Below are 22,700 nucleotides of genomic sequence, written 5' to 3' on the forward strand. Positions count from 1 at the left end.
ACTTCCTTCGGACTTGCACCGAAGTCGGTACCGGCATCTGCTCGATGCTGCTCGATGACGACGGAGGCAGGATGGACGAGCGAAAGCGCCGACGCGCGGGACTGGCCGCGGTCTGCGCCATGGCGTGTGCGATCGGACTGACGGCGGGCTTCGGCCCGAGCGCGGCCGCGAACACCCCACAGGAGGCGGTCGCCGCCACCCCGGTCTACCTCGACACCCACTACTCCTTCCAGGAGCGGGCCGCCGACCTGGTGTCGAGGATGACCTTGCAGGAGAAGGTCCAGCAGCTCAGCACCAACAGCGGCCCCGCCATCCCCCGGCTGGGCGTCCAGCAGTACACGTACTGGAGCGAGGGCCAGCACGGCGTCAACACCCTCGGGGCCAACCAGAACAACGGCGGGGCGCAGGGCGGCGTCCACGCCACCAGCTTCCCGACCAACTTCGCCTCGTCCATGTCCTGGGACCCGGCGCTGCTCTACCAGGAGAGCACCGCGATCTCCGACGAGGTGCGCGGCTTCGTCGACAAGTCGCTCTTCGGCACCGGCCAGAACAACCTCGGCCCGTCCGCCGACGACTACGGCTCGCTGACCTACTGGGCGCCGACGGTCAACCTCGACCGCGACCCGCGCTGGGGCAGGACCGACGAGGCGTTCGGCGAGGACCCGTACTTCGTCGGGCAGATGGCCGGCCAGTTCGTCGACGGCTACCAGGGCAACAACCCCGACGGCACCTCGAAGACCGGCTATCTGAAGGTCGCCTCCACCGCCAAGCACTACGCGCTCAACAACGTCGAGGACAACCGCACCGGCATCAGCTCCGACGTCAACGACACGGACCTGCGCGACTACTACACCGCGCAGTTCCGCTCGCTGATCGAGGACGCGCACGTGTCCGGGCTCATGACGTCGTACAACGCGATCAACGGCACCCCGTCGGTCTCCGACACCTACACCACCAACCAACTCGCCCAGCGCACCTACGGGTTCAACGGGTACATCACCTCCGACTGCGGCGCGGTCAGCACCAACTGGCGGCAGTTCCCCGGCGGTCACGACTGGGCGCCGCCCGGCTGGACCACCGACCACAAGGACAACCCGACGTGGACCGAGACCGCCACCGGCACGACGATGTCCGGGCAGGCCGGCGGCCAGGCGTACGCGCTGCGGGCCGGTACCGACCTCAACTGCACGGGTGACGAGGCGACCACCGCCAACATCCAGGAGGCCATCGAGGCGGGCGCGCTCAGCGAGGGCGTGGTCGACACCGCCCTGGTGAAGGTCTTCACCATCCGCATGGAGACCGGCGAGTTCGACCCGGCGAGCGCGGTGTCGTACACGAACATCACCAAGGACCAGATCGAGAGCCCGGCCCACCAGGCGCTCGCCACCACGGTCGCCGACAACTCCCTGGTGCTGCTGAAGAACGACAAGCGGGCCTCGGGCGGCGGCAAACTGCTGCCCGCCGACCCCGCCACCACCAAGAAGGTCGTCGTCCTCGGCGACCTCGCCAACACCGCGACGCTCGGCCTGTACTCGGGTGACCCGACCTACCGGACCAGTCCGCTGCGCGGCATCCAGAACGAGATCCACGCGATCGACCCCACGGCGTCCGTGGTCTACGACGCGGCGGGCACCTCGTCCACCGGCACCGGCGCCGCGGTGCTGTCCGACAAGACCAAGGCCGACATCAAGGCCGCCGACCTCGTGGTGCTGTTCGTCGGTACCACCCAGGCCAACGGCGACGAGGGCAACGACCGCGACAACCTGAACATGCCCGGCAACTACCAGTCGCTGATCGACCAGACGTCGGCGCTCGGCACCGACAAGCTCGCCCTGGTCATCCAGTCCGACGGCCCGGTCGACATCCAGAAGGAGGCCGCCGCCGGCTCACCGGTCTCCTCGATCGTCTTCAGCGGCTACAACGGCCAGTCGCAGGGCACCGCGCTCGCCCATGTGCTCTTCGGCGACGTCAACCCGTCCGGGCACCTCAACTTCACCTGGTACAAGGACGATTCACAGCTCCCCGACAAGCAGAACTACGGGCTGACCCCGAGCGCCACCGGCGGCCTCGGCCGTACGTACCAGTACTTCACCGGCGCCCCCACGTACCCCTTCGGCTACGGACTCAGCTACAGCTCCTTCTCCTTCACCTCGGTCAGCGCCAACAAGACGCAGATCACGCCGGACGGCACCGTGAAGATCGGCGTGGACGTCACCAACACCGGCAAGACGGCGGGCGCCACGGTCGCGCAGCTCTACGCGGCGACCCCCTTCACCGTCCCCGGCGTGGAACTGCCCGCCAAGCGGCTGGCGGGCTTTGCCAAGACCAAGGTGCTGGGGCCCGGCAAGAGCCAGCACCTGACCATCACCGTCAAGGCCGCCGACCTGTCCTTCTGGGACGCCAAGAGCTCCCGGCAGACCGTCTACAACGGTACCTACGCGTTCCGGCTCGGCCCGGACTCCGCGCACCCGGCGGGCACCGCGAACGTGAGGATCAGCGGCACTCTGACGCCCAAGGTGCGCTACGTCACCGTGCAGCCCGAGAGCGTCGTCCACGACGCGGGCCAGACCTTCTCGCTCACCGGCAAGAACAAGTGGATCAAGGACGACACCAACCCGGCGAAGGAACAGCGCGACCTGTCCGTCACCGCGGACGACGTCGTGGAGGCCGTCAACAACGACCAGTCCTTCGTCGACCTGTCCACCGCCAAGGTCACGTACCGCAGCAGTGACCCGGCGGTCGCCACCGTCGACAAGAACGGCCTGGTGCACGCCGTGGCCGACGGCGTCGCCACCGTCTCGGCGACCGTGGGCGGCGTCACCGGCTCCACCCCGGTCGTGGTCCGCGGCACCCTCACGCTCAAGGCGCTGCCGATCGCCAAGGCGGGCAGCACCCTGACCGCGACCACCACCTACACCAACGGCGCCGCGTCCGCGGTGCGGAACGTGTCGGTCACGCTCGCCACCCCGGCGGGCTGGACGGCCACGGCCACCAGCCCGGCGACCTTCGACACCGTCGGCGCGGGCCAGAAGGCCACCACCACCTGGCAGGTGACCGTCCCGGCCGGTGCGGACCCCGACAGCTTCACCCTGGACGCCACCGTCATCACCCCCTCCGGGGAGGAGAGCGCCCAGGCCCCCGTCACCGTGCCGTACGCGTCACTGACCGCCGCCTACAACAACTCCGGCATCAGCGACGACGCCCACACCACGACCGGCAGCCTGGACGGCGAGGGCGCCAGCTTCTCGCTCCAGGCGCTGGCCGCCCTGGGCTGGCACGCGGGCCAGAACACCGACCACGACGGGGTGTCCTTCCCCTGGCCCGCCACCGCGGGCACCGGGGACCCCGACAACGCCGTGGCCGGCGGCCAGGCCGTCGAGATCACCGGCACCGGAACCAAGCTGGGCTTTGTGGGCACCAGCGCCTTCGGCGCCACCTCCGGCACCGGCACCATCGTCTACACCGACGGGACCACGCAGACCTACGCGCTGGCCCTGTCCGACTGGTGGGCCGGATCACCGTCGCAGGGCAGCGACTTCGCCGCCAGCACGCCCTACCTCAACAACGGCGGCGGACAGCAGCAGCAGACCGTGCACATCTCCGCGGCCACCGTGGACCTGCTGCCCGGAAAGACCGTCCAGGCGATCACCCTGCCCAACGTGAGCAAGACGCAGGTCGACCACCAGGTCGCCATGCACCTGTTCTCGATCGCGATCGGCGGCTGACACGCAGCGGCGCGCCGTCCCCCCGCTGCGGGGGACGGCGCGCCGAGCGCCGCCCGGCCGGCCAGCCTGTCAGGACCGGGCCCGCCGGGAGGAGCCGCAGGACGTCAGCGACGATCCCAGACGTTCATGAGGACGAGCTGAACGCCGAGTCGAAGGAGGCCGCGGGCGGCTCGATCGCGGCCAGCGCCCGTACGTGCGCGAGCGCGGCGGGCGCGCCCGTCATCCGGTCCATCCCCGCGTCCTCCCACTCCACCGAGATCGGCCCCTCGTACCCGATGCTGTTGAGCATCCGGAAGACCGGCTCCCACGGCACGTCGCCGTGCCCGGTCGACACGAAGTCCCAGCCGCGCCGCGGGTCGCCCCACGGCAGATGCGAACCGAGCCGCCCGTTGCGGCCGTTGAACTGCTTGACCGACTCCTTGCAGTCCACGTGGTAGATACGGTCGCGGAAGTCGTACAGGAAGCCGACCGGGTCCAGGTCCTGCCACACGAAGTGGCTGGGGTCGAAGTTGAGCCCGAAGGCCGGGCGGTGGCCGATCGCCTCCAGGGTCCTCACGGTCGTCCAGTAGTCGTACGCGATCTCGCCCGGGTGCACCTCGTGCGCGTACCGGACCCCGACCTCGTCGAAGACGTCCAGGATCGGATTCCAGCGGTCGGCGAAGTCCGCGAATCCGCGGTCGACCATCTCCTCCGGCACCGGCGGGAACATCGCCACCGTGTGCCAGATCGACGAACCGGTGAAGCCGACCACGGTGTCCACGCCGAAGGCCGCGGCGGCCCGCGCGGTGTTCTTGATCTCCTCCGCCGCCCGCTCCCGCACCCCCTCGGGCGAGCCGTCGCCCCAGATACGGGCGGGCAGGATGCCGCGGTGCCGCTCGTCGATCGGATGGTCGCAGACCGCCTGGCTGGTCAGATGGCAGGAGATGGTCCAGCTCTTGAGTCCGTGCTTGTCCAGGGTGTCGCGCAGCCGCGGCAGATACGCGTCGTCGCTGAGCGCCGCCTCCACGTCGAAGTGGTCACCCCAGCAGGCGATCTCCAGGCCGTCGTACCCCCACCGCGAGGCGAGCGCGCACACCTCGGTGAAGGGCAGGTCGGCGAACTGGCCGGTGAAGAGCGTGACGGGTCGGGCCATGTGCGTCCTCCAGGGATCGGGGCTTCAGGACTGAGGAGCGGGCACCGGGATGTGCACGCCGAGGGCCGCCGCACTGGTCTCCACGGCCGCCAGCACCCGCTGCACCTGGAGCCCGTCGGCGAACGACGGCCGCGGATCCGTACCGCCCGCCACCGCCTCGGCGAAATCGCGCACCTGGTGCGTGAAGGAGTGCTCGTAGCCGATCAGATGGCCTGGCGGCCACCACGCGTCAAGGTAGGGGTGGGTGGGCTCGGTGACCAGGACGCGGCGGAAACCGGCGGTGTCCGGGTCCTCGGAACGGTCGTGGAAGGCCAGCTCGTTCATCGACTCGGCGTCGAAGGCGAGCGTGCCGCGCGAGCCGCTGACCTCGATCCGCATGGCGTTCTTGTGCCCGGTGGCGAAACGGGTCGCCTCGAACACGCCGATCGCGCCGCCGTCGAACCGCGCGGTGAACAGCGCCGCGTCGTCCACCGTGACCCGGCCGCGCTCGGAACCGCCCTTGCCCGACAGGCCGCTCGCCGACTCCGGCAGCGGCCGTTCGGTCACGAAGGTCTCCAGCAGCGCGCCGACCGAGCTGATCCGCTGACCCGTCAGATACTGCGCCGCGTCGATGCTGTGCGCGCCGAGATCGCCCAACGCCCCTGACCCGGCGCGGTCCTTGCGCAGCCGCCAGGCCAGCGGGAACTCCGGGTCGACCAGCCAGTCCTGGAGGTACTGCGCCCGCACCTGGTGGATCGTGCCCAGCCTGCCCTCCTCGATCAGCCGCCGCGCCAGCACCAGCGCGGGCACCCGGCGGTAGTTGAAGGCCACCATCGAACGCACCCCGGCCTGCCGGGCCTTGTGCGCCGCGTCGACCATCGCCTCGGCCTCCGCCACCGAATTGGCCAGCGGCTTCTCGCACATCACGTGCTTGCCCGCCGCGAGCGCCGCCTCCGCGATCCGCGCGTGGCTGTCGCCCGGCGTGCAGATGTCCACCACGTCGATGTCCGGCCGCGCCACCAGCGCCCGCCAGTCGGTCTCGTACGACCCCCAGCCGTACCGCTCGGCGGCCGACGCCGCCCGCTGGGCCGACCGGCCGCAGACGGCGGTGAGTTCGAGCCGTACCGGCAGGTCGAAGAAGCGGCCCGCGGTGCGCCAGGCGTGGGAGTGCGCCGCGCCCATGAAGGCATGGCCGACCATGCCGATCCGCAGCGCGGGGACCGGGGGTGGTGTCGTCGTCACGTACGTCCTCCTGGCGGAATGCCGCTCCTGGTACGGGCCGTGAATCGTTATTCATCCGGCATCGACTGAAACTCACGGCGCCGGATAGAACAGTTCGGCAGTTTCTGCCTGAACTTCGGCATAAGTCAAGGCTCTTGACGTCGGTGACGGCAACAGGGCACCGTGCGGTTGCCGAGACGTCACACATCCGGGGGGCAGTGATCGACACTCCAGTCAATCTCCGCGAGGTCGGCAGGCTCCGGGTCCTCGAGGCCCTGCACACCACCGCACGCAGCAGCAGGCCCGAACTCGTGCGCGTCACCGGCCTGTCCAGGGCCACCGTCTCCTCGCTGATCGCCGACCTCATCACCGTCGGCCTGGTCACCGAGGACGAGGGCCCCGAGGAGCCGGAGCCCCGCCGCACCGGACGGCCCGCCCAGTCCCTCTCGCTGGTCCCCAGCTCGGGCTACGCCATCGGCGCGGACATCGGCCACCAGCACGTACGCGTCATCCTCTGCGACCTGTTCGGCGCCGTCCTGTGGGAGCACTGGGTGGCCAAGGACGTGGACCGCGCCCCGCAGGAGACCCTCGACCTGGTCGCCGTCCTCGTCGGCCGCGCTCTCCAGGAGACCGGCGTCGCCCGCGAGCGCGTCCTCGGCATCGGCGCCGGAATCGCCTCACCGGTCGAGAAGGGCAGCGGCGCCCTCGGCGCCGAGGGCATCATGCCCGGCTGGGTCGGCCTGCGCCTCACCGACGAACTGCGCCACCGCACCTCGCTGCCGGTCCGCGTCACCAACGACGCCAACGCCGGCGCCCTCGCCGAGCGCATGTACGGCGCCGGACGGCAGGCGGGCGACATGGTCTACGTCCGGCTCTCCGCCGGTATCGGCGCGGGCATCGTCAGCGACGGCCGCCTCCTGCTCGGCTCACGGGGCCTCGCCGGGGAGATCGGCCATCTCCCGCTCATCACCGACGGCCTCATCTGCCGCTGCGGGAACCGCGGTTGCCTGGAGACCGTCGCCAGTCCGGTCGCCATCGCCCGCCTGCTGTCCGACAGTTGGGGCGAGACCGTCGCACCCCGTGACCTCCCCGCCCTCATCCGGGACCGCAACACCGGCGCCCTGCGCGCCGTCCGCGACGCGGGAGACGCCGTGGGCCGCGCGCTCGCCACGCTCGTCACCCTCCTCAACCCGCGCCTGATCGTGGTCGGCGGCGACCTCGCCGCCGCGGGCGCCGACATCCTCGAACCCATGCGGGCCGGTGTCCGCCGCCACACCCTTCCCTCCGCCGCGGAGGGCCTGGAGATCGTCACCGGCGGCCTCGGGGACGGCGCCGAGGTCCGCGGGGCGGCCGGTCTCGTCCTCGCCGACGCCGCCTCACTGCTCGCCGGAGCGGCCTGACCGGAAAGCGGCCCGCCCCGGAGCTGTCTCACCCGGAAAGCGGCCTGACCCGGAAAGCGGCCTGATCCGTACCGGCCTGACCCGCGTCAGGCCGCTCAGTCCGTGGTCTGGACGATCTGCCCGTCGCGCAGTTCCAGGACGCGGTCGGCCAGGGCGAGGAGCTGCGTGTCGTGGGTGGCGACGAGGGCGGTGACGGACTCGCTGCGGACGACCGCGCGCAGCAACTCCATGACGGCCAGGCCCGTGTCGGCGTCGAGCTGCCCAGTGGGCTCGTCCGCGATGAGCAGGACAGGGCGGTTGGCGAGGGCGCGGGCGATGGCCACGCGTTGCTGCTGGCCGCCGGAGAGTTCGCCGGGGCGCTGGGCGGCGTGGTCGGCGAGGCCGACGAGGGCCAGGAGGAGTTCGACGCGCTCCTCGCGCTCACGCGGCGGGGTCTTGCGCAGCCGCATGGGGACCCCCACGTTCTCGGCGGCGCTGAGGATGGGGAGCAGCCCGAAGGACTGGAAGACGAAGCCGATACGGTCCCGGCGCAGGGCGAGCAGTTCGTCGTCGCCGAGCGAGGCCAGATCGGTGCCGTCGAGCATGATCCGGCCGCCGTCGGGGCTGTCGAGACCGCCCACGAGGTTGAGGATGGTGGTCTTGCCCGAGCCCGAACGGCCCTTGAGCGCGACGAGTTCGCCGCGCGGGACGGAGAACGAGACACCGCGCAGGGCGTGCACGGCGGTGTCGCCGATGCCGTAGGTGCGGCGCAGATCCTCGACGACGACCATGTCCCCGGACGGCGGACCGTCCGCGACCGCCGTCGCCGCACGTCCCGTGGACCCCTCGCTCATGCGTCCTCCCCGTCCTGGCCGCATCCCCTGCCGGCCCCCGCCCGCGGCGCGCCGGCCACCGTACGGCCGTCGCGTATCCGTACGGTACGCGCAAACGCCGTGGACGGTACGCGCAAACGCCGTGGCCCGGACCCGTGGGAACGGATCCGGGCCACGAGGGGCCACGAGGGCCGCGAACGGCGCGTACGCGGAGCGACGCCTCAGTGCAGCTCGGTGATCTCCGGGCCGCGGCGCAGCGGGTCGATGCCGTCGCCGAACTTCGACGGCTCGCCCTGCTCGGTCGGCGCGGCGCCGTCCGGCACCATCTGCGCGTCGTTCGGCAGCTTCAGCACGATCGGGTCGCGCGGCGCCATCGGGGTGTCGCCGCGCAGCACCACGGTGTCGCGGAAGACGGACTCCAGCACACCGGCGGCGGCGGGCTGCACCGCGCCCTGGCCGGAGATCACCCCGCGCAGGAACCAGCGCGGGCCGTCGCAGCCGATGAACCGCACGAGCTGCACGCCATTGGTGCCGTCGGGGAGCTGGACGGGCACCTGGGCCCGCAGCTCCCAGCCGAGCGGCCCCTCCAGCTCGTCGACGATGCCGCCCTGCTGGGTGATACCGGCGGCGATCTCCTCGCGGACCTCGCCCCAGATGCCCTCGGACTTGGGGGCGGCGAACGCCTGGAGCTGCACGGCGCTGTCCCGCAGCACCACGGTCGCGGCGACGATGGACTCGCCCGCGACCTCGACCCGCAGCTCCATGCCCTCGACTCCGGGCACGAACAGTCCGCCGAGGTCGACGCGGCCCTCGCCGGGCTCACTGACCTCGCTCAGGTCCCACGGGCCGTCGGGCCTCGGGGCGGGCGGAAGGTTGTACCGGAGGGACTCACCGGAGTCGTCCGACTCCTCGGCGTCCTCGACCTGCTCGTCAGGGCCTGCGGCCTCGTCGAGCTCGTCGAGGTCGTCTTCGCGCTCCTTGCGACGACGGAACACGGTCACTGTCCTTCCCGGTCTGCAACGACCGATGCGAATCCGACTCTGGACGTGTCGGCCGACGGCGTCTCCACCGCGGCATGACCCCCCGTGGAGCCGAAGCCCCCCGCGGCCCTGGCAGAGCCGGGCAGCTCCGCCACCTCATGGAAACGGACCCGCTCGACCTGCTGGACGACCAGTTGGGCGATCCGGTCACCTTTTTCGAACCGCACGGTCTCGCGCGGATCGAGGTTGACGACGATCACCTTGATCTCTCCACGGTACCCGGCATCCACCGTTCCCGGGGCATTCACCAGGGCCACACCGCAGCGCGCTGCCAGCCCCGAGCGGGGATGCACGAAGGCCGCGTACCCGTCGGGCAGGGCGATCGACACCCCGGTGGGCAGGACCGCGCGCTCACCGGGCGCGAGGTCCGCCGCCAGCGTGGTCGTCAGGTCCGCGCCCGCGTCACCGGGATGCCCGTAGGACGGTACGGGCACGGACTCGTCGAGCCGGTGCAGCAGTACGTCCACCGGCTGTCGCTCTGTGCTCACGGGTTCACCTCGCTGACGAGGCGCAGCGGCTCACGGCTCATGGGTTCACCTCGAAGGCGCGGGCGACCTTCACCTGGTCGGGGTCCGACATCGCCGCGCGGATCTCCTCCGCGCGGCCGTTCTGCGTGAAGTGGTCGAGCTTGACCTCGACGAACAGCGCCTCCGCGCGGACCGCGACCGGCCCGTCGTGGCCGCCGATCCGGCCCTCGGCCGAGCTGTAGATCTTGCGTCCGGCGACCGCGGTGCAGCGCGCCGACAGGTACAGCGTGGCGCCGACCGGGACCGGGAGCAGGAAGTCCGACTCCAGCCGTCCGGTGACGGCGATGGCGCGCAGCATCCAGTTGACCGAGCCCAGCGTCTCGTCCAGCGCGGTGGCCAGGACCCCGCCGTGGGCGAGGCCCGGCGCGCCCTGGTGGGCGGGCTTGACGGTGAACTCGGCGGTGACGCTGACGCCCTCGCCCGCCCGCGCCGCCAGGTGCAGCCCGTGCGGCAGACCCTCGCCGCAGCCGAAGCACTGGTCGTAGTGCGCCCCGAGCAGCTCGCCCGGCGCCGGGGCGTCCGGGTGCCGCGTGGGCGCGGTGGCGTCGGGCGGCGGCGTCAACGACGACCGTCCGGCGCTTCTGGGTGTGTTCGCTCCACTCACGCCCGAGACCCTACCCTTCCGCGGGATCCTTTCCCTGCCGGTGTCCGTTGGTCCCGGGGGAGCCGCCCGGCGGCCGGCGGAAACCGCCCCCTGTACCACCCTCGTACCGCCCCCGCAGTCCCCCCGTTGTCATCTGGTAGCACCGGAGCGCGCGCATGTCCCCAGGAGTAGGCCAGTCCGTCGTCGTCACCGGAGCCGGACGCGGCATCGGCCGTGCCATCACGCTGGAGCTGGCGCACTGCGGCTTCGACGTGATCGGCACGGTCCGCAACGACCGGGACGCGCGGGCCCTGCGCGCGGCGGTCGACCGTACGGGCGCGGCGGTGCGCACCGCGGTGCTCGACGTGGCCGACGCGACGTCCTGCGTCCGGGCGTTCACCGAGATCGCCACGATGACCGACGGCGGCCCGTGGGCGGTGGTCAACAACGCGGGGTTCGCGCAGCCGGGCGCGGTGGAGGACGTGGACGACGAGCAGGTACGGCGCCAGCTGGAGACCAATCTGGTGGCGCCCGCGCGGATCGCCCGCCTGGTGCTGCCCGCGATGCGGGACCGGCGGGCGGGCCGGATCGTCAACGTGTCGTCGATCGCCGGGCGGGTGTCGCTGCCGATGCTCGGCTGGTACTGCGCGAGCAAGCGCGGCCTGGAGTCGGTGACGGACGCGCTGCGGATGGAGACCGCGCCGTTCGGCGTGCAGGTCTCGCTGATCGAGCCGGGCTCCTACGGCACCGGCATCTGGGAGACCGGCGCCGGGCTGCTGCCCGACGAGCGGGCGTCGGCGTACCAGGAGCAGTACGCGGCGGCCGGGGACGTGCTGCGCGGCAGCCGCGACCTGCCGGGGCCGCGCCCGGTGGCGCTCGCGGTGCGCAAGGCGCTGACCGCCCGGCACCCGCTGCCGCGCTATCTGGTGGGCGGCGGCGCCCGCTCGACCGCGGTGCTGGACGCGGTGGCGCCGACGGCGGCCTCCGACTGGGCGAAGCAGCTCGCCACCGGGCTGCGGCAGGCGCCGCCGAGGGTCACCCGTGCGCTGGCGCGCCTTCGCGGCAGATAGCACAGGACCGCATGGCAGTCTGGTGCCATGCAGCCTTACGACGAACGTCTCACCGTGCCGCGCTCCTGGTGGTTCCTGGCCGCCGGGGTGGGTGTGGCGATGGCGCTGATCCTCTTCCCGTTCGGCCCGCTGCCGATGCTGGCCGGGCTCGCGGCCGGCGCGGCCGTCGCCATGATGGCGGTCAGCTCGTACGGGTCCGCGCGGATCCGGGTGGTGGCGGGTTCGCTGGTGGCGGGCAAGGCCCGGATCCCGCTGGCGGCACTGGGCGAGGCGACCGTGCTCGACGCGGCGGAGACGGTGGCCTGGCGCTCCCACAAGGCCGACCCGCGGGCGTACATGCTGCTGCGCTCGTACGTGCCGACGGCGCTGAAGGTCGACGTGACCGATCCGGACGACCCGACGCCGTACGTCTATCTGTCGACGCGTTCGCCGAAGCGGCTCGCGGAGGCGCTGAAAGCCGTGAAGGCGCCCCAGTAGGACCGGCCGGGCCGCACGGTGCCGGGCGGCCCCCGCGGGGGCGCCCGCGGCCGGTCAGGGCTCGATGGCGGGCGGCTGCCACAGCGTGCCGGTCAGGGCCGCGTCGGCCGGTGCGCCGACGGCGGGCAGCTCGGGCCACGGGAGCTGCGCGGCGCGCAGGTCGTGGCGGATCCGCTGGGCGAGCTTGCGGGTGTCGCGGCGGTTCATCACCGCGCCGACGGCCGCGCCGATCATGAACGGCGTCAGCGTCGGCATATTGCGCAGCGTGCGGCGCAGCAGCCGCTGGCGCATCTCCTTCTTCATGCTGCTGCCCAGGGCCACGTTGACCGTGGAGAGTTTCAGCACATCGATACCGCGCTGTTCGGTCCAGGACCACAGATACGCGGTCGCGCGCTCCCGGGAGTTGCCCGGGACACGCAGTCCGTAGACCTCGTGCAGTTCCGCGATGAGTTTGAACTCGACCGCGGCGACGCCGAGCGTCTCGGCGGTCAGTTCGGCCGGCATCGCCGGCGGGGTGGGCAGCATCGCGGCGGCGCCCACACCGGCGCCGACGGTCATGGTGCCCTTCACCGCGGTGGCGATCAGCCGGTCCGCGATGTCCTCGGGGCCGAGACCGGGAAACTGCCCCCGCAGCGTCGCCAGGTCACGCACCGGGATGCGCGGGGCGACCTCGATCAGCCGCTCGGCGACCGAGCCCATGCCCGCCATCGCCTTCCTGCCGCCGTAGCGCGCCCCGCTGCGTATTCCGCGCGCCCCGCGCGCGGTCGTGGCCGCGAGCGAGGCCCTGCGGCCCCGCTCGTCGCCTTCTCGGCCTTCCACCCGGCCTTCCGTCGGACCCTCCACCGGGCCTTGTGCCCGGTCCTGGTCCTGGTCCTGCGCCCGGCCGGCGTCGTCCGCCCGGCCGTCCCGCCGTGAGCCCGTCACCGCGCCCGCGGATCAGGCCGCGCAGTCGCGGCAGATCGGGTTGCCGTTCTTCTCCGCCGCGAGCTGGCTCCTGTGGTGGACCAGGAAGCAGCTCATGCAGGTGAACTCGTCGGCCTGCCTGGGCAGTACGCGAACCGACAGTTCCTCATTGGAGAGGTCGGCGCCCGGCAGCTCCAGGGACTCCGCCTGGTCGAACTCGTCGACGTCCACCGCGGAGGTGGACTTCTCGTTCCGCCGGGCCTTCAGTTCCTCGATGCTGTCCTCGTTGACGTCATCGTCGGTCTTGCGTGGGGTGTCGTAATCCGTAGCCATTTTTCGCTCTCCCCCTGTGGGTGTCTGCGGTGTCTCCAGCGCACGTAACGCGCGGGAGGCCGGACTTGTGCCCGACCCGAGGCGGAGATTTTGCCTCACATCAAGGCCTGTTACTCAATCGACACCCAAGGTCGCCCCCGAAGGGGTGATCGCACGGGTGGCCGATCGTCACTCGCGACAGTCTGAAAGTCGTATGTCGCGGGCGCCATCACGTGTACTTCCCGTGATCATGACCTGGGGAAACATGGATTTTCCGGTCTTTTTCCCCAATGTCTTGATCACTGTGTGTAGGTGTCCCTCCAATAGCATGTGCTGTCGATCACAACGGTTCCCGGCGGGGAACAGACCGCGAAATTTCTCGCATAGCGAACACTCGTCGGTGCTGTCGTCGCCGGTGGCCGTCCTGGGCGTGACGCGGTTCACAACGGGATCGCGACCCGCATGACCAGGCCGCCTCCCTCGCGCGGCTCGGCCACGATGACGCCTCCGTGCGCCCGTGCCACCGACCGCGCGATGGACAGTCCCAGTCCCACCCCCTTGTCACTTCCCGTCCGCTCGGTACGCAGACGCCGGAACGGCTCGAAAAGGTTGTCGATCTCGTACGCCGGAACGACCGGTCCGGTGTTCGCGACCACGAGCAGCCCCTGACCGCCCTCCACGGCCGTGGAGACGTCGACCCAGCCGTTCTCCGCCACGTTGTACCGCACCGCGTTCTGTACCAGGTTCAGGGCGATCCTTTCCAGCAGCACGCCATTTCCCTGGACGACCGCGCCGTCGAGCCGGGAGCGCAGCTCCACGCCCTTGCCCTGCGCCTCGGCGCGGGTCTGGTCGAGCGCCCGGGAGGCGGCCTCCGCCAGGTCCACCGGCTTGCGGTCCACGATCTCGTTGTCACTGCGGGCGAGCAGCAGCAGGCCCTCGACCAGCTGCTCACTGCGCTCGTTGGTGGACAGCAGGGTCTTGCCGAGCTGCAACAGGTCGGCCGAGGCGTCCGGATCGGAGAGCTGGACCTCCAGCAGCGTCCGGTTGATCGCCAGCGGTGTGCGCAGCTCGTGCGAGGCGTTGGCCACGAAGCGGCGCTGGGCGTCGAAGGATCTCTCCAGCCGGTCGAGCATCTCGTCGAAGGTGTCGGCCAGCTCCTTCAGCTCGTCGTCCGGGCCGTCCAGCTCGATCCGGCGCTTGAGGTCGGAGCCGACCACGACCCGCGCGGTCCTGGTGATCCGCCCGAGCGGCGCGAGCACCCGCCCGGCCATCACGTAGCCGAAGACCAGCGCGACCACGGCCAGGCCGATCAGCGCCAGCAGCGAGCGCTTGAGCAGCACATTGAGCGCCGCCTCGCGCTGGACGGCCATGCACTGCGCCAGGGCGGAGTTGAAGCGCCCCGAATCCGTCTCGTTGATCAGGCTCGGGCAGGTGTTGCTGACGATGTTGACCCGGCCGCTGTTGACGGTGAACAGCGGCTCGCTGCCCTGGTGCAGGGCCTGGGCCGCCAGCAGATAGATGATCCACAGCAGCAGCACACCGGCGATCAGGAACATGCCGCCGTACAGCACGGTCAGCCGTATCCGGATGGTCGGGCGCAGCCAGGGCAGCGGGCTCTCGCCCGGCAGCGGGTCCCAGGGGGGCCTGGGCGGGGTCGGCGGGGCCGAGGGCGGTGCGGGCGCGGGGGAGCCGGCGGAGGGGGACGCCACGCGGATCAGATCCGGTAACCGGAACCGGGGACCGTCACGATCACCGGAGGCTCACCGAGCTTGCGGCGCAGTGTCATGACGGTCACCCGCACCACATTGGTGAACGGGTCGGTGTTCTCGTCCCACGCCTTCTCCAGCAACTGCTCGGCGGAGACCACCGAGCCCTCGCTGCGCATCAGCACTTCGAGGACCGCGAACTCCTTGGGCGCCAGATGCACCTCCGCGCCGTCCCTGAAGACCTCGCGGCGGTTGGGGTCGAGCCTGATGCCGGAGCGCTCCAGGACCGGCGGCAGGGCCGCGGTCGTACGACGGCCCAGCGCGCGGACCCGCGCGGTCAGCTCGGTGAAGGCGAAGGGCTTGGGCAGATAGTCGTCCGCGCCCAGTTCAAGACCCTCCACCCGGTCGCTGACGTCACCGGCGGCGGTGAGCATCAGCACCCGGGTGGGCAGGCCGAGATCGACGATCTCGCGGCACACCTGGTCGCCGTGGACGACCGGGAGGTCGCGGTCGAGGACGACCACGTCGTAGTCGTTGACCCCGATCCGCTCCAGGGCGGCGCCGCCGTCGTAGACCACGTCGACGGCCATCGCCTCGCGGCGCAGCCCGGTGGCAACCGCATCGGCGAGCAGTTGCTCGTCCTCGACGACCAGTACGCGCAAGGCGCTGTTCCTTCCAGAGCGGGGGGACATGAGCGGTCCTGCGGCGGCGCGGAGCCGCGGCCGGAACGGCATGAGCTGTGCGAATGCTCCACCATCCTGCACCTGAGGACCGTAAATCGGCGGTAAGGGACCGAGGACGGAATATTCCTCCGGCCGACGGAGGTTTCCGCTCCGAAGCGGGTGGGCAAGACGACTGCACACCCACCCACCACGCCTCGCCACGCGTTTCCCTCGCGTGGTACCTGGCTTGACACACCCCGTGTCAACGACGACGACGAGGGGGCGCCTAATGGACGCGTTCACCACCGGAATCCTCCAGCGCATACACAGCACGGAGACCGATTTGCGCCGGGCCCGGGAGACAGGCGACGACTTCCTCGCCGACGTCGAGCAGGCGGAACTGGAAGACCTCCGCCGACTCGCGTCGGAGAACGGCGTGGACGTACGGCCGAAGGTCGCCTGATCCACACCGGCTGACCCCGAGCCGCACGCCCCGGACACCTCACAGGTGCCGGGGCGTTCGCATGTCTACGCGCGAATATCAGCCGCTCATCGGATGGTCGGCGTGACACGCGCTGGGAGCGCTGCGAGCCCCGCGGGGTCCTACGAACGCGGCGAGCGCCACGGTTCGGCCCGCCGCCCCCGCCGCCCCCGCCGGCCCCGCCGCCCGCGCCGGCCCGCCGGCCCCGCCGCCCCCGCCGCCGTGCCGACGCTCTAGTCGTGCCAGGCGCCCAAGCCGTCCAGCAGCTCCTGGAGCGGTTCGAAGAGGCCGCCGGGGGCCGCGACCGTCAGCTCGCCCGAGGCGGCCTCTCCCGGCCGTCCACCGGTCAGCGCGCCCGCCTCGCGGGCGAAGAGCGCCCCGGCCGCGAAGTCCCAGGGGTTCAGGCCGCGCTCGAAGTACGCGTCCAGCCGCCCGCAGCCCACGTCCGCGAGGTCGATGGCGGCCGAGCCGCCGCGCCGGATGTCCCGGACCCGCGGCAGCAGGGCGCTCACCACCGTTGCCTGCGCCGCCCTGCGCTCGGACAGGTAGCCGAAGCCGGTGCCGACCAGCGCGTGCGAGAAGGCCGGGGCCGGACGGCAGCGGGCCCGCTCGCCGTTGACGAACGCGCCGCCGCCGCGTACCGCCTGGTACGTCTCGCCGCGCATCGGGGCGGCCACCACACCGGCCACCGCCTCGCCGTCCACCTCCGCGGCGATGCTCACCGCCCAGGACGGCAAACCGTAGAGGTAGTTCACCGTGCCGTCGAGCGGGTCGATCACCCAGCGCACCCCGCTGGTGCCCTCGCTGCTCGCGCCCTCCTCGCCGAGGACGCCGTCGTCGGGGCGCAGACCGCTGATGTAGGACGTGATCAGCTTCTCGGCCGCGATGTCCATCTCGGTGACGACGTCGATCGGGCTGGACTTGGTGGCGGCCACGCCCAGGTCGGCGGGGCGGCCGTCGCGCAGCAGCTCACCGGCCCTGCGCGCGGCTTCCAGGGCGATCTCCAGCAGCGCGGCGGGTTCGGTCGACGACGCGTCGGGGGTGGGGCTCAACGGGGGGCTCCTTAGTCGGTTCCGGTCACAGCCGGTCTCCGGGCGGGGTCGGTACCTGTCGGTCGTGTCCCGCCGCCCGGCTCCGGTCGGTACCGGTCAGTCGGTTCCGGCGGCGGCGGGCAGCGGGGTCCTGGCCGGGCAGCAGCCTGCGGGACAGACGTCGTGGCTGGGGCCGAGCGCGCCCAGCGCGCAGCGCGCCGGGGCCGCTCCCCGCTCGGTCGCGGCCCGCTCCAGCACCAGGTCGCGCACCGCGGCGGCGAAGCGCGGGTCGGCGCCGACGGTCGCGGCGCGGCTGACCGGCAGCCCCAGCTCCGCGGCCTTGGCGACGGCCTCGGTGTCCAGGTCGTACTTCACCTCCATGTGGTCGGAGACGAAGCCGATCGGCACCATGACGACCGCGGGCGCGCCCTGCGCGTGCGCCTGCTCGAGGTGGTCGCAGATGTCCGGCTCCAGCCACGGGATCTGCGGGGAGCCGCTGCGCGACTGGTAGACGAGCTGCCACGGCCGGTCGACGCCGGTCGCGGCGCGTACCGCGTCGGCGATCACCCGGGCGGTGTCCAGGTGCTGCGCGACGTACGCGCCGCCGTCGCCGTGGCCCTCGACGGGTCCCGAGGTGTCGGCGGCCGAGGTGGGGATCGAGTGCGTGGTGAAGGCGAGCCGGGCGCCGTCGCGTACGTCAGCGGGCAGCGCGTCCAGCGCGGCCAGCGTCGCCTCGGTCATCGGCTCGACGAAGCCGGGGTGGTTGAAGTAGTGCCGCAACTTGTCCACCCGCGGCACCGGGAGGCCCTCCTGGGCCAGCACGGCCAGCGAGGCGGCCAGATTCTCGCGGTACTGCCGGCAGCCGGAGTACGAGGCGTAGGCGCTGGTGGCCAGCACCAGGACCCGGCGGTGGCCCGCCCGCGCGATCTCCCGCAGGGCGTCGGTCAGATACGGCGCCCAGTTGCGGTTGCCCCAGTAGACCGGCAGGTCGAGGCCGTGCCCGGCGAAGTCCTTGCGGAGCGCGTCGAGCAGTTCGCGGTTCTGCGCGTTGATCGGGCTGACGCCGTCGAAGAGGAAGTAGTGCCGCCCGACCTCCTTCAGCCGCTCTTTGGGGATGCCCCGGCCGTGGGTGACGTTCTCCAGGAAGGGCACGACGTCGTCGGGTCCCTCGGGGCCGCCGAAGGAGAGCAGCAGCAGGGCGTCGTACGGCCCGGCGTCGTGGGGGTCGCGCTGAGGCGGCTGATCGGACATGTCATCGATCCTGCCACCCCGCGACGATCCCGCCGCGCTCCGCCTCCCCGGACGGGTGCGCCCGGTCACGCCGTGGCTCGCGGTGGCCGCCGCGGGCGCCCTCCGCGCGGTGGAATCCGCGCGGTGGAATCCGGGGCGCCGCGCGGCACAATTCGGTTGCGCGGACTCGTAAGCTGTACGCGCCAGCTACGTTCCTTACCGAGAATTCGGCGACGCCGCCGGGAGCGCCCTTGTCCAGCCCCTATCGCGCGATCTTCACCGCTCCCGGCACCAAGGCGTTCTCCGCCGCCGGGCTGATCGGGCGGATGCCACTGTCCATGCTGGGCATCGGCATCGTGACGATGATCTCCCAGGTCACCGGGAGGTACGGGCTCGCGGGCGCGCTCGCCGCCGCGCTGGCCCTGTCGGGGGCGGCGATCGGACCGCAGATCTCCCGGCTGGTCGACCGGTACGGACAGCGGCGGGTGCTGCGTCCCGCGAGCGCCGTGACGGTGCTGTCGGTGGCGGCCCTGCTGATCGCGGTGCGGGCCGGTTCGCCGGACTGGGTGTACTTCGTGTGCGCGGTCGGCGCGGGCTGCACGCCGAGCATGGGCGCCATGGTGCGCGCCCGCTGGTCGCGGATCCACCGCGGCTCTCCCGAACTCCTGCACACCGCCTACTCCTTCGAGTCGGTGGTGGACGAGATCGTCTTCATCCTCGGGCCGATCCTGTCGATCGGGCTGTGCACGGCCTGGTTCGCGGAGGCGGGCCCGCTGCTGGCCGCGGTCTTCCTGGGCACCGGCGTACTGCTGCTGACCGCGCAGCACGCCACCGAGCCGCCGCCGCATCCGCGCGACCGCCTCTCGGACCGGTCGGTGCTGCGCGAGCCGGGGCTGCTGGTGGTCACCGGCGTCTTCGTCGGCACCGGGGCGCTGTTCGGCGCGGTCGACGTGGCCACCGTGGCCTTCGCGGACGAGCGCGGGCACAAGGCGCTGGCCAGTCTGGTGCTGGCGACGTACGCCCTGGGATCGTGTCTGGCCGGGCTGGTCTTCGGGCTGATGACCCCGCGCGGGACGCCCACCGGGAGGTTCCTGCTGGGCATCGCGTTGATGACTGTGAGTATGATCCCGCCACTACTGGTCGGAAACTTGCCGTTTCTGGCCGTGGCGCTGTTCTTCTCGGGCCTGACCATCGCTCCGACGATGGTGACCGCGATGGGCCTGATCGAAGGGTTGGTACCGCGGACGAAACTGACCGAGGGCATCACGTGGACCTCCACGGGGATGGCGGTCGGGGTCGCCGCAGGGGCCTCGGTGGCGGGTCGGGTGATCGACTCGCACGGGGCGTCGGCGGCTTTCGCGGTGCCCGCCGCCTCGGCGGTCCTCGCCGTGGCGGTGGCGTTTCTCGGGTATCGCCGGCTCAAGCCGGCGCCGGAGCGGGAGGGGCCGCGCGATGAGCACGACGGGCAGTACGGCACGCACGACAAGCAAGGCCGAACAGAAGGCGTGGCGTAACTGGGCGGGGAACGTCTCCGCCCGGCCGGCGCGGGCCGTGGCGCCCGCCTCCGTGGGCGAACTGGCGGCCGTGCTGCGGCGAGCCGCCGAGGACGGCCTGCCGGTGAAGGCGGTCGGCTCCGGGCACTCCTTCACCGCCGCGGCGGCCACCGACGGGGTGCTGATCCGCCCCGAGGGGCTGACCGCGATCCGCGCCATCGACCGCGCGGCGGGCACCGTCACCGTCGAGTCGGGCGTCCAGCTCAAGCAGTTGAACGCGGCGCTGGCCGCCGAGGGCCTGTCGCTCACGAACATGGGCGACATCATGGAGCAGACGGTGGCGGGCGCCACCAGCACCGGCACGCACGGCACCGGCCGTGACTCCGGTTCGATCGCCGCCCAGATCACCGCGCTCGAACTGGTCACCGCCGACGGCTCGGTGCTGACCTGTTCGGCCGAGGAGAACCCCGACGTCTTCGCCGCCGCCCGGATCGGGCTCGGCGCGCTCGGCGTGGTCAGCGCCGTCACGTTCGCCGTCGAGCCGGTCTTCCTGCTGACCGCGCGCGAGGAGCCGATGGCGTTCGACCGGGTGATGGCGGAGTTCGAGCAGCACGCCACGGAGAACGAGCACTTCGAGTTCTACTGGTTCCCGCACACCGACAGTTGCAACACCAAGCGGAACAACCGCAGCCAGGGCCCGGCCGCGCCCGTCCCCGCCGTACGCGGCTGGATCGACGACGAGCTGCTGTCCAACGGCGTCTTCCAGGCCGCCTGCGTGGTCGGCAGGGCCGCGCCCGCCGTCATCCCCGGCATCGCCAAGCTCTCCAGCCGCGCCCTGTCGGCCCGTTCGTACACCGACATTCCGTACAAGGTCTTCACCAGCCCGCGCCGGGTGCGCTTCGTGGAGATGGAGTACGCGGTGCCGCGCGAGGCGGCGGTCGACGCGATCCGCGAGCTGAAGGCGATGGTCGAGCGGTCCGACTTGCGGATCAGTTTCCCGGTGGAGGTACGGGTCGCGCCCGCGGACGACATCGCGCTGTCGACGGCGTCCGGCCGGGACAGCGCGTACATCGCGGTGCACATGTACCGGGGCAGCCGCTACCAGGAGTACTTCACCGCGGTCGAGAGGATCATGACCGCGCGCGGCGGGCGCCCGCACTGGGGCAAGATGCACACCCGCGACGCGGAATACCTCGCCTCGGCCTATCCGCGCTTCGGCGAATTCACGGCGCTGCGGGACCGGTTGGACCCGGACCGGCGGTTCACGAACGACTACCTCCGGCGGGTGCTGGGCTCGTAGTCGCTTCATACGGGAAAGTCCGCATTTGCACTCGGCGCGCAACCCTTTCGTGTGAGCCGTGCCACTCAACTCCCGCGCTCCTGGCCCAGATTCGACGGCGCGGCAGCCCACCCCGCTGGCCCAAATGGAGTACCGTGGCGAATCCTGGCTCCCGGTTGCCCGTCCGGGTGGTCGGTAGCTGGTCCGGAACGGCGGGAGGGGAGCCCGACGGCACTCGTCCCGGGGTGCCGCGATCGGTCACACTGAGTGGCCAATCGACCACCGTCCCATAACGGCGTGTCACCGTGTCACCCCGACACGCCGGGTAACTCTGCAAGGTTGTGGCACGCTGCACCCGGGCAGGCCACACTCGTCCAACGGGAGCAGCGACGCACGTGACGTCGGCAGGCACCACCCGGGAGGTAACCGTGCCCGAACTGCGGGTTGTGGCCGTCAGCAATGACGGCACACGACTGGTGCTCAAGGCTGCCGACAGCACGGAATACACACTCCCCATCGACGAACGGCTGCGCGCCGCCGTCCGCAACGACCGGGCCCGTCTCGGACAGATCGAGATCGAGGTCGAGAGCCATCTGCGGCCCCGCGACATCCAGGCACGTATACGTGCGGGTGCGTCGGCGGAAGAGGTCGCGTCGATGGCCGGCATCCCGGTCGAGCGCGTACGGCGCTTCGAGGGTCCCGTCCTGGCCGAGCGCGCCTTCATGGCCGAGCGGGCCAGGAAGACGCCCGTACGCCGCCAGGGCGAGAGCACCGGGCCCCAGCTCGGCGAGGCCGTCGCCGAGCGGCTGTTGCTGCGCGGCGCGGAGAAGGACACCGTCCTGTGGGACTCCTGGCGCCGCGACGACGGCACGTGGGAAGTCCTCCTGGTCTACCGGGTGGCCGGTGAACCGCACTCCGCGAGCTGGACCTACGACCCGCCGCGCCGCCTGGTCGCGGCCGTCGACGACGAGGCCAGGGCGCTGATCGGTGAGAACGCCGCGCAGCAGGAGAGCACGAAGGAACCGAGCTTCCCCTTCGTGCCCAGGATCGCCCGCCTGCCGCGTGACCGGCCTCTCGACCGCGCCCTCGACCGGCAGTTGGAACGGCCCGACCGGCCGGACCGCGCCGACCGCGAGGCCCGCGCCGAGGACCGGCCGGAGCCGGAGGAGCGCGACTCGCTGACCAGCCTGCTCGAAGCGGTGCCCAACTTCCGCGGCGACATGGTCGTGCCCGCGCCTCCGCCGGGCCCGCCGGGTCCTCCGGACGTCGTGCCCGCCGTGGAGCCGGAGGAGGAGACCGAGGAAGAGGCGGCTCCGGCCGCCAGCGCCGGGTCCGCCTACGCCGACGTCCTGATGCCGCGCGCCGTCGCCGGTCACCGCGACCGTCTGGTCGGCACCACCGACCGCCAGGCCGAGGCCGACGGGGTCCGCCCCGGACGCCGGGCCACGGTGCCGAGTTGGGACGAGATCGTGTTCGGGAGCAGGCGCAAGAAGCAGGAGTAGCGCGGGTGGCGCGCGGCTTGGACAGACCGGGAGCCGACGGCCGTCAGGGGCAGCCACCTTGGTGGCTGCCCCTGACGCGTTGTGCGGCGGCTCGCGCGTTACCGGGTCGCGTGCGGCCGGTACGGGCCCTGCCCG

Annotated in this window: 20 protein-coding genes; 8 read left to right on the forward strand and 12 right to left on the reverse strand. The window is 71.9% G+C overall.

Annotation, left to right across the window (positions count from 1 at the left end; all coding sequences use genetic code 11):
- Window positions 1–71 precede the first annotated feature (71 nt).
- Window positions 72–3,725, forward strand: a complete 3,654-nt coding sequence (locus tag ACIO6U_RS30005) for a glycoside hydrolase family 3 C-terminal domain-containing protein (protein ID WP_355338439.1) — start codon at window positions 72–74, stop codon at window positions 3,723–3,725.
- Window positions 3,726–3,849: 124 nt separating this feature from the next.
- On the opposite strand, the gene ACIO6U_RS30010 is transcribed toward ACIO6U_RS30005, so the two are convergent.
- Together ACIO6U_RS30010 and ACIO6U_RS30015 are read right to left on the reverse strand one after the other, a co-directional pair.
- Window positions 3,850–4,857 (reverse strand): sugar phosphate isomerase/epimerase family protein, encoded by a 1,008-nt coding sequence (locus ACIO6U_RS30010; RefSeq protein ID WP_355338442.1) that lies wholly within the window; start codon window positions 4,855–4,857, stop codon window positions 3,850–3,852.
- A 24-nt stretch (window positions 4,858–4,881) separates the two neighbouring features.
- Window positions 4,882–6,036 (reverse strand): Gfo/Idh/MocA family oxidoreductase, encoded by a 1,155-nt coding sequence (locus ACIO6U_RS30015; protein WP_355338795.1) that lies wholly within the window; start codon window positions 6,034–6,036, stop codon window positions 4,882–4,884.
- A gap of 239 nt (window positions 6,037–6,275) precedes the next feature.
- Between ACIO6U_RS30015 and ACIO6U_RS30020 the strand changes: the two genes are divergently transcribed.
- Entirely contained in the window at window positions 6,276–7,457 is a 1,182-nt protein-coding gene (locus tag ACIO6U_RS30020; RefSeq protein WP_355338445.1) for an ROK family protein, read from the forward strand.
- A 95-nt stretch (window positions 7,458–7,552) separates the two neighbouring features.
- Here the strand turns inward: ACIO6U_RS30020 and ACIO6U_RS30025 are convergent, their stop codons facing one another.
- The 4 genes from ACIO6U_RS30025 to ACIO6U_RS30040 all read right to left on the reverse strand — a co-directional run bounded on the left by ACIO6U_RS30025 (window position 7,553) and on the right by ACIO6U_RS30040 (window position 10,440).
- Window positions 7,553–8,290, reverse strand: coding sequence for an ABC transporter ATP-binding protein (locus ACIO6U_RS30025; protein WP_401723873.1), 738 nt, complete (start codon window positions 8,288–8,290; stop codon window positions 7,553–7,555).
- 200 nt (window positions 8,291–8,490) lie between these two features.
- Complete coding sequence (locus ACIO6U_RS30030) at window positions 8,491–9,264, reverse strand: DUF3710 domain-containing protein (protein WP_355338451.1); 774 nt, start codon at window positions 9,262–9,264, stop codon at window positions 8,491–8,493.
- A gap of 2 nt (window positions 9,265–9,266) precedes the next feature.
- Window positions 9,267–9,797 (reverse strand): dUTP diphosphatase, encoded by a 531-nt coding sequence (gene dut / locus ACIO6U_RS30035; protein ID WP_188282019.1) that lies wholly within the window; start codon window positions 9,795–9,797, stop codon window positions 9,267–9,269.
- A 37-nt stretch (window positions 9,798–9,834) separates the two neighbouring features.
- Complete coding sequence (locus ACIO6U_RS30040) at window positions 9,835–10,440, reverse strand: PaaI family thioesterase (RefSeq protein ID WP_355338454.1); 606 nt, start codon at window positions 10,438–10,440, stop codon at window positions 9,835–9,837.
- Between the two features lie 155 nt (window positions 10,441–10,595).
- Here ACIO6U_RS30040 and ACIO6U_RS30045 point away from each other — a divergent pair, with 155 nt between their 5' ends.
- Both ACIO6U_RS30045 and ACIO6U_RS30050 read left to right on the forward strand, forming a co-directional pair.
- A complete protein-coding gene (locus tag ACIO6U_RS30045; protein ID WP_355338457.1) occupies window positions 10,596–11,489 on the forward strand; it encodes an SDR family oxidoreductase in 894 nt (297 codons plus the stop codon).
- A 27-nt stretch (window positions 11,490–11,516) separates the two neighbouring features.
- Complete coding sequence (locus ACIO6U_RS30050; RefSeq protein WP_355338460.1) at window positions 11,517–11,966, forward strand: DUF3093 domain-containing protein; 450 nt, start codon at window positions 11,517–11,519, stop codon at window positions 11,964–11,966.
- A 54-nt stretch (window positions 11,967–12,020) separates the two neighbouring features.
- Here ACIO6U_RS30050 and ACIO6U_RS30055 read toward each other — a convergent pair whose 3' ends face one another.
- The 4 genes from ACIO6U_RS30055 to ACIO6U_RS30070 all read right to left on the reverse strand — a co-directional run bounded on the left by ACIO6U_RS30055 (window position 12,021) and on the right by ACIO6U_RS30070 (window position 15,549).
- Window positions 12,021–12,785, reverse strand: coding sequence for a hypothetical protein (locus ACIO6U_RS30055; protein ID WP_355338463.1), 765 nt, complete (start codon window positions 12,783–12,785; stop codon window positions 12,021–12,023).
- Between the two features lie 117 nt (window positions 12,786–12,902).
- On the reverse strand, window positions 12,903–13,202 hold the full coding sequence (locus ACIO6U_RS30060; protein ID WP_103884889.1) for a DUF4193 domain-containing protein: 300 nt from the start codon (window positions 13,200–13,202) through the stop codon (window positions 12,903–12,905).
- 419 nt (window positions 13,203–13,621) lie between these two features.
- A complete protein-coding gene (locus ACIO6U_RS30065; RefSeq protein WP_355338466.1) occupies window positions 13,622–14,890 on the reverse strand; it encodes a HAMP domain-containing sensor histidine kinase in 1,269 nt (422 codons plus the stop codon).
- Window positions 14,891–14,895: 5 nt separating this feature from the next.
- The gene (locus tag ACIO6U_RS30070) at window positions 14,896–15,549 is read right to left on the reverse strand and encodes a response regulator (RefSeq protein WP_391163844.1); all 654 of its coding nucleotides are present in this window, start codon (window positions 15,547–15,549) and stop codon (window positions 14,896–14,898) included.
- A gap of 289 nt (window positions 15,550–15,838) precedes the next feature.
- On the opposite strand from ACIO6U_RS30070, the gene ACIO6U_RS30075 reads away from it, so the two are divergent.
- Window positions 15,839–16,012: a hypothetical protein gene (locus tag ACIO6U_RS30075; protein ID WP_188282026.1), complete on the forward strand. Its 174-nt coding sequence runs from the start codon at window positions 15,839–15,841 to the stop codon at window positions 16,010–16,012.
- 251 nt (window positions 16,013–16,263) lie between these two features.
- Here the strand turns inward: ACIO6U_RS30075 and ACIO6U_RS30080 are convergent, their stop codons facing one another.
- The gene (locus ACIO6U_RS30080) at window positions 16,264–17,082 is read right to left on the reverse strand and encodes an inositol monophosphatase family protein (protein WP_355338470.1); all 819 of its coding nucleotides are present in this window, start codon (window positions 17,080–17,082) and stop codon (window positions 16,264–16,266) included.
- A 96-nt stretch (window positions 17,083–17,178) separates the two neighbouring features.
- Window positions 17,179–18,312 (reverse strand): ferrochelatase, encoded by a 1,134-nt coding sequence (locus tag ACIO6U_RS30085; protein WP_401723881.1) that lies wholly within the window; start codon window positions 18,310–18,312, stop codon window positions 17,179–17,181.
- 230 nt (window positions 18,313–18,542) lie between these two features.
- Here ACIO6U_RS30085 and ACIO6U_RS30090 point away from each other — a divergent pair, with 230 nt between their 5' ends.
- From ACIO6U_RS30090 to sepH, 3 genes are all read left to right on the forward strand, one after another.
- Entirely contained in the window at window positions 18,543–19,805 is a 1,263-nt protein-coding gene (locus tag ACIO6U_RS30090) for an MFS transporter (RefSeq protein ID WP_391048896.1), read from the forward strand.
- Window positions 19,744–21,084, forward strand: a complete 1,341-nt coding sequence (locus ACIO6U_RS30095) for a D-arabinono-1,4-lactone oxidase (RefSeq protein WP_401723884.1) — start codon at window positions 19,744–19,746, stop codon at window positions 21,082–21,084. The genes ACIO6U_RS30090 and ACIO6U_RS30095 overlap by 62 nt, the downstream gene beginning before the upstream one ends.
- Window positions 21,085–21,458: 374 nt before the next feature.
- On the forward strand, window positions 21,459–22,565 hold the full coding sequence (gene sepH / locus ACIO6U_RS30100; protein ID WP_355338482.1) for a septation protein SepH: 1,107 nt from the start codon (window positions 21,459–21,461) through the stop codon (window positions 22,563–22,565).
- The last annotated feature ends 135 nt before the right edge of the window (window positions 22,566–22,700 follow it).

Source organism: Streptomyces sp. NPDC087422 (genome assembly GCF_044744145.1).
In the GTDB taxonomy this organism is placed as follows: Bacteria; Actinomycetota; Actinomycetes; order Streptomycetales; family Streptomycetaceae; genus Actinacidiphila.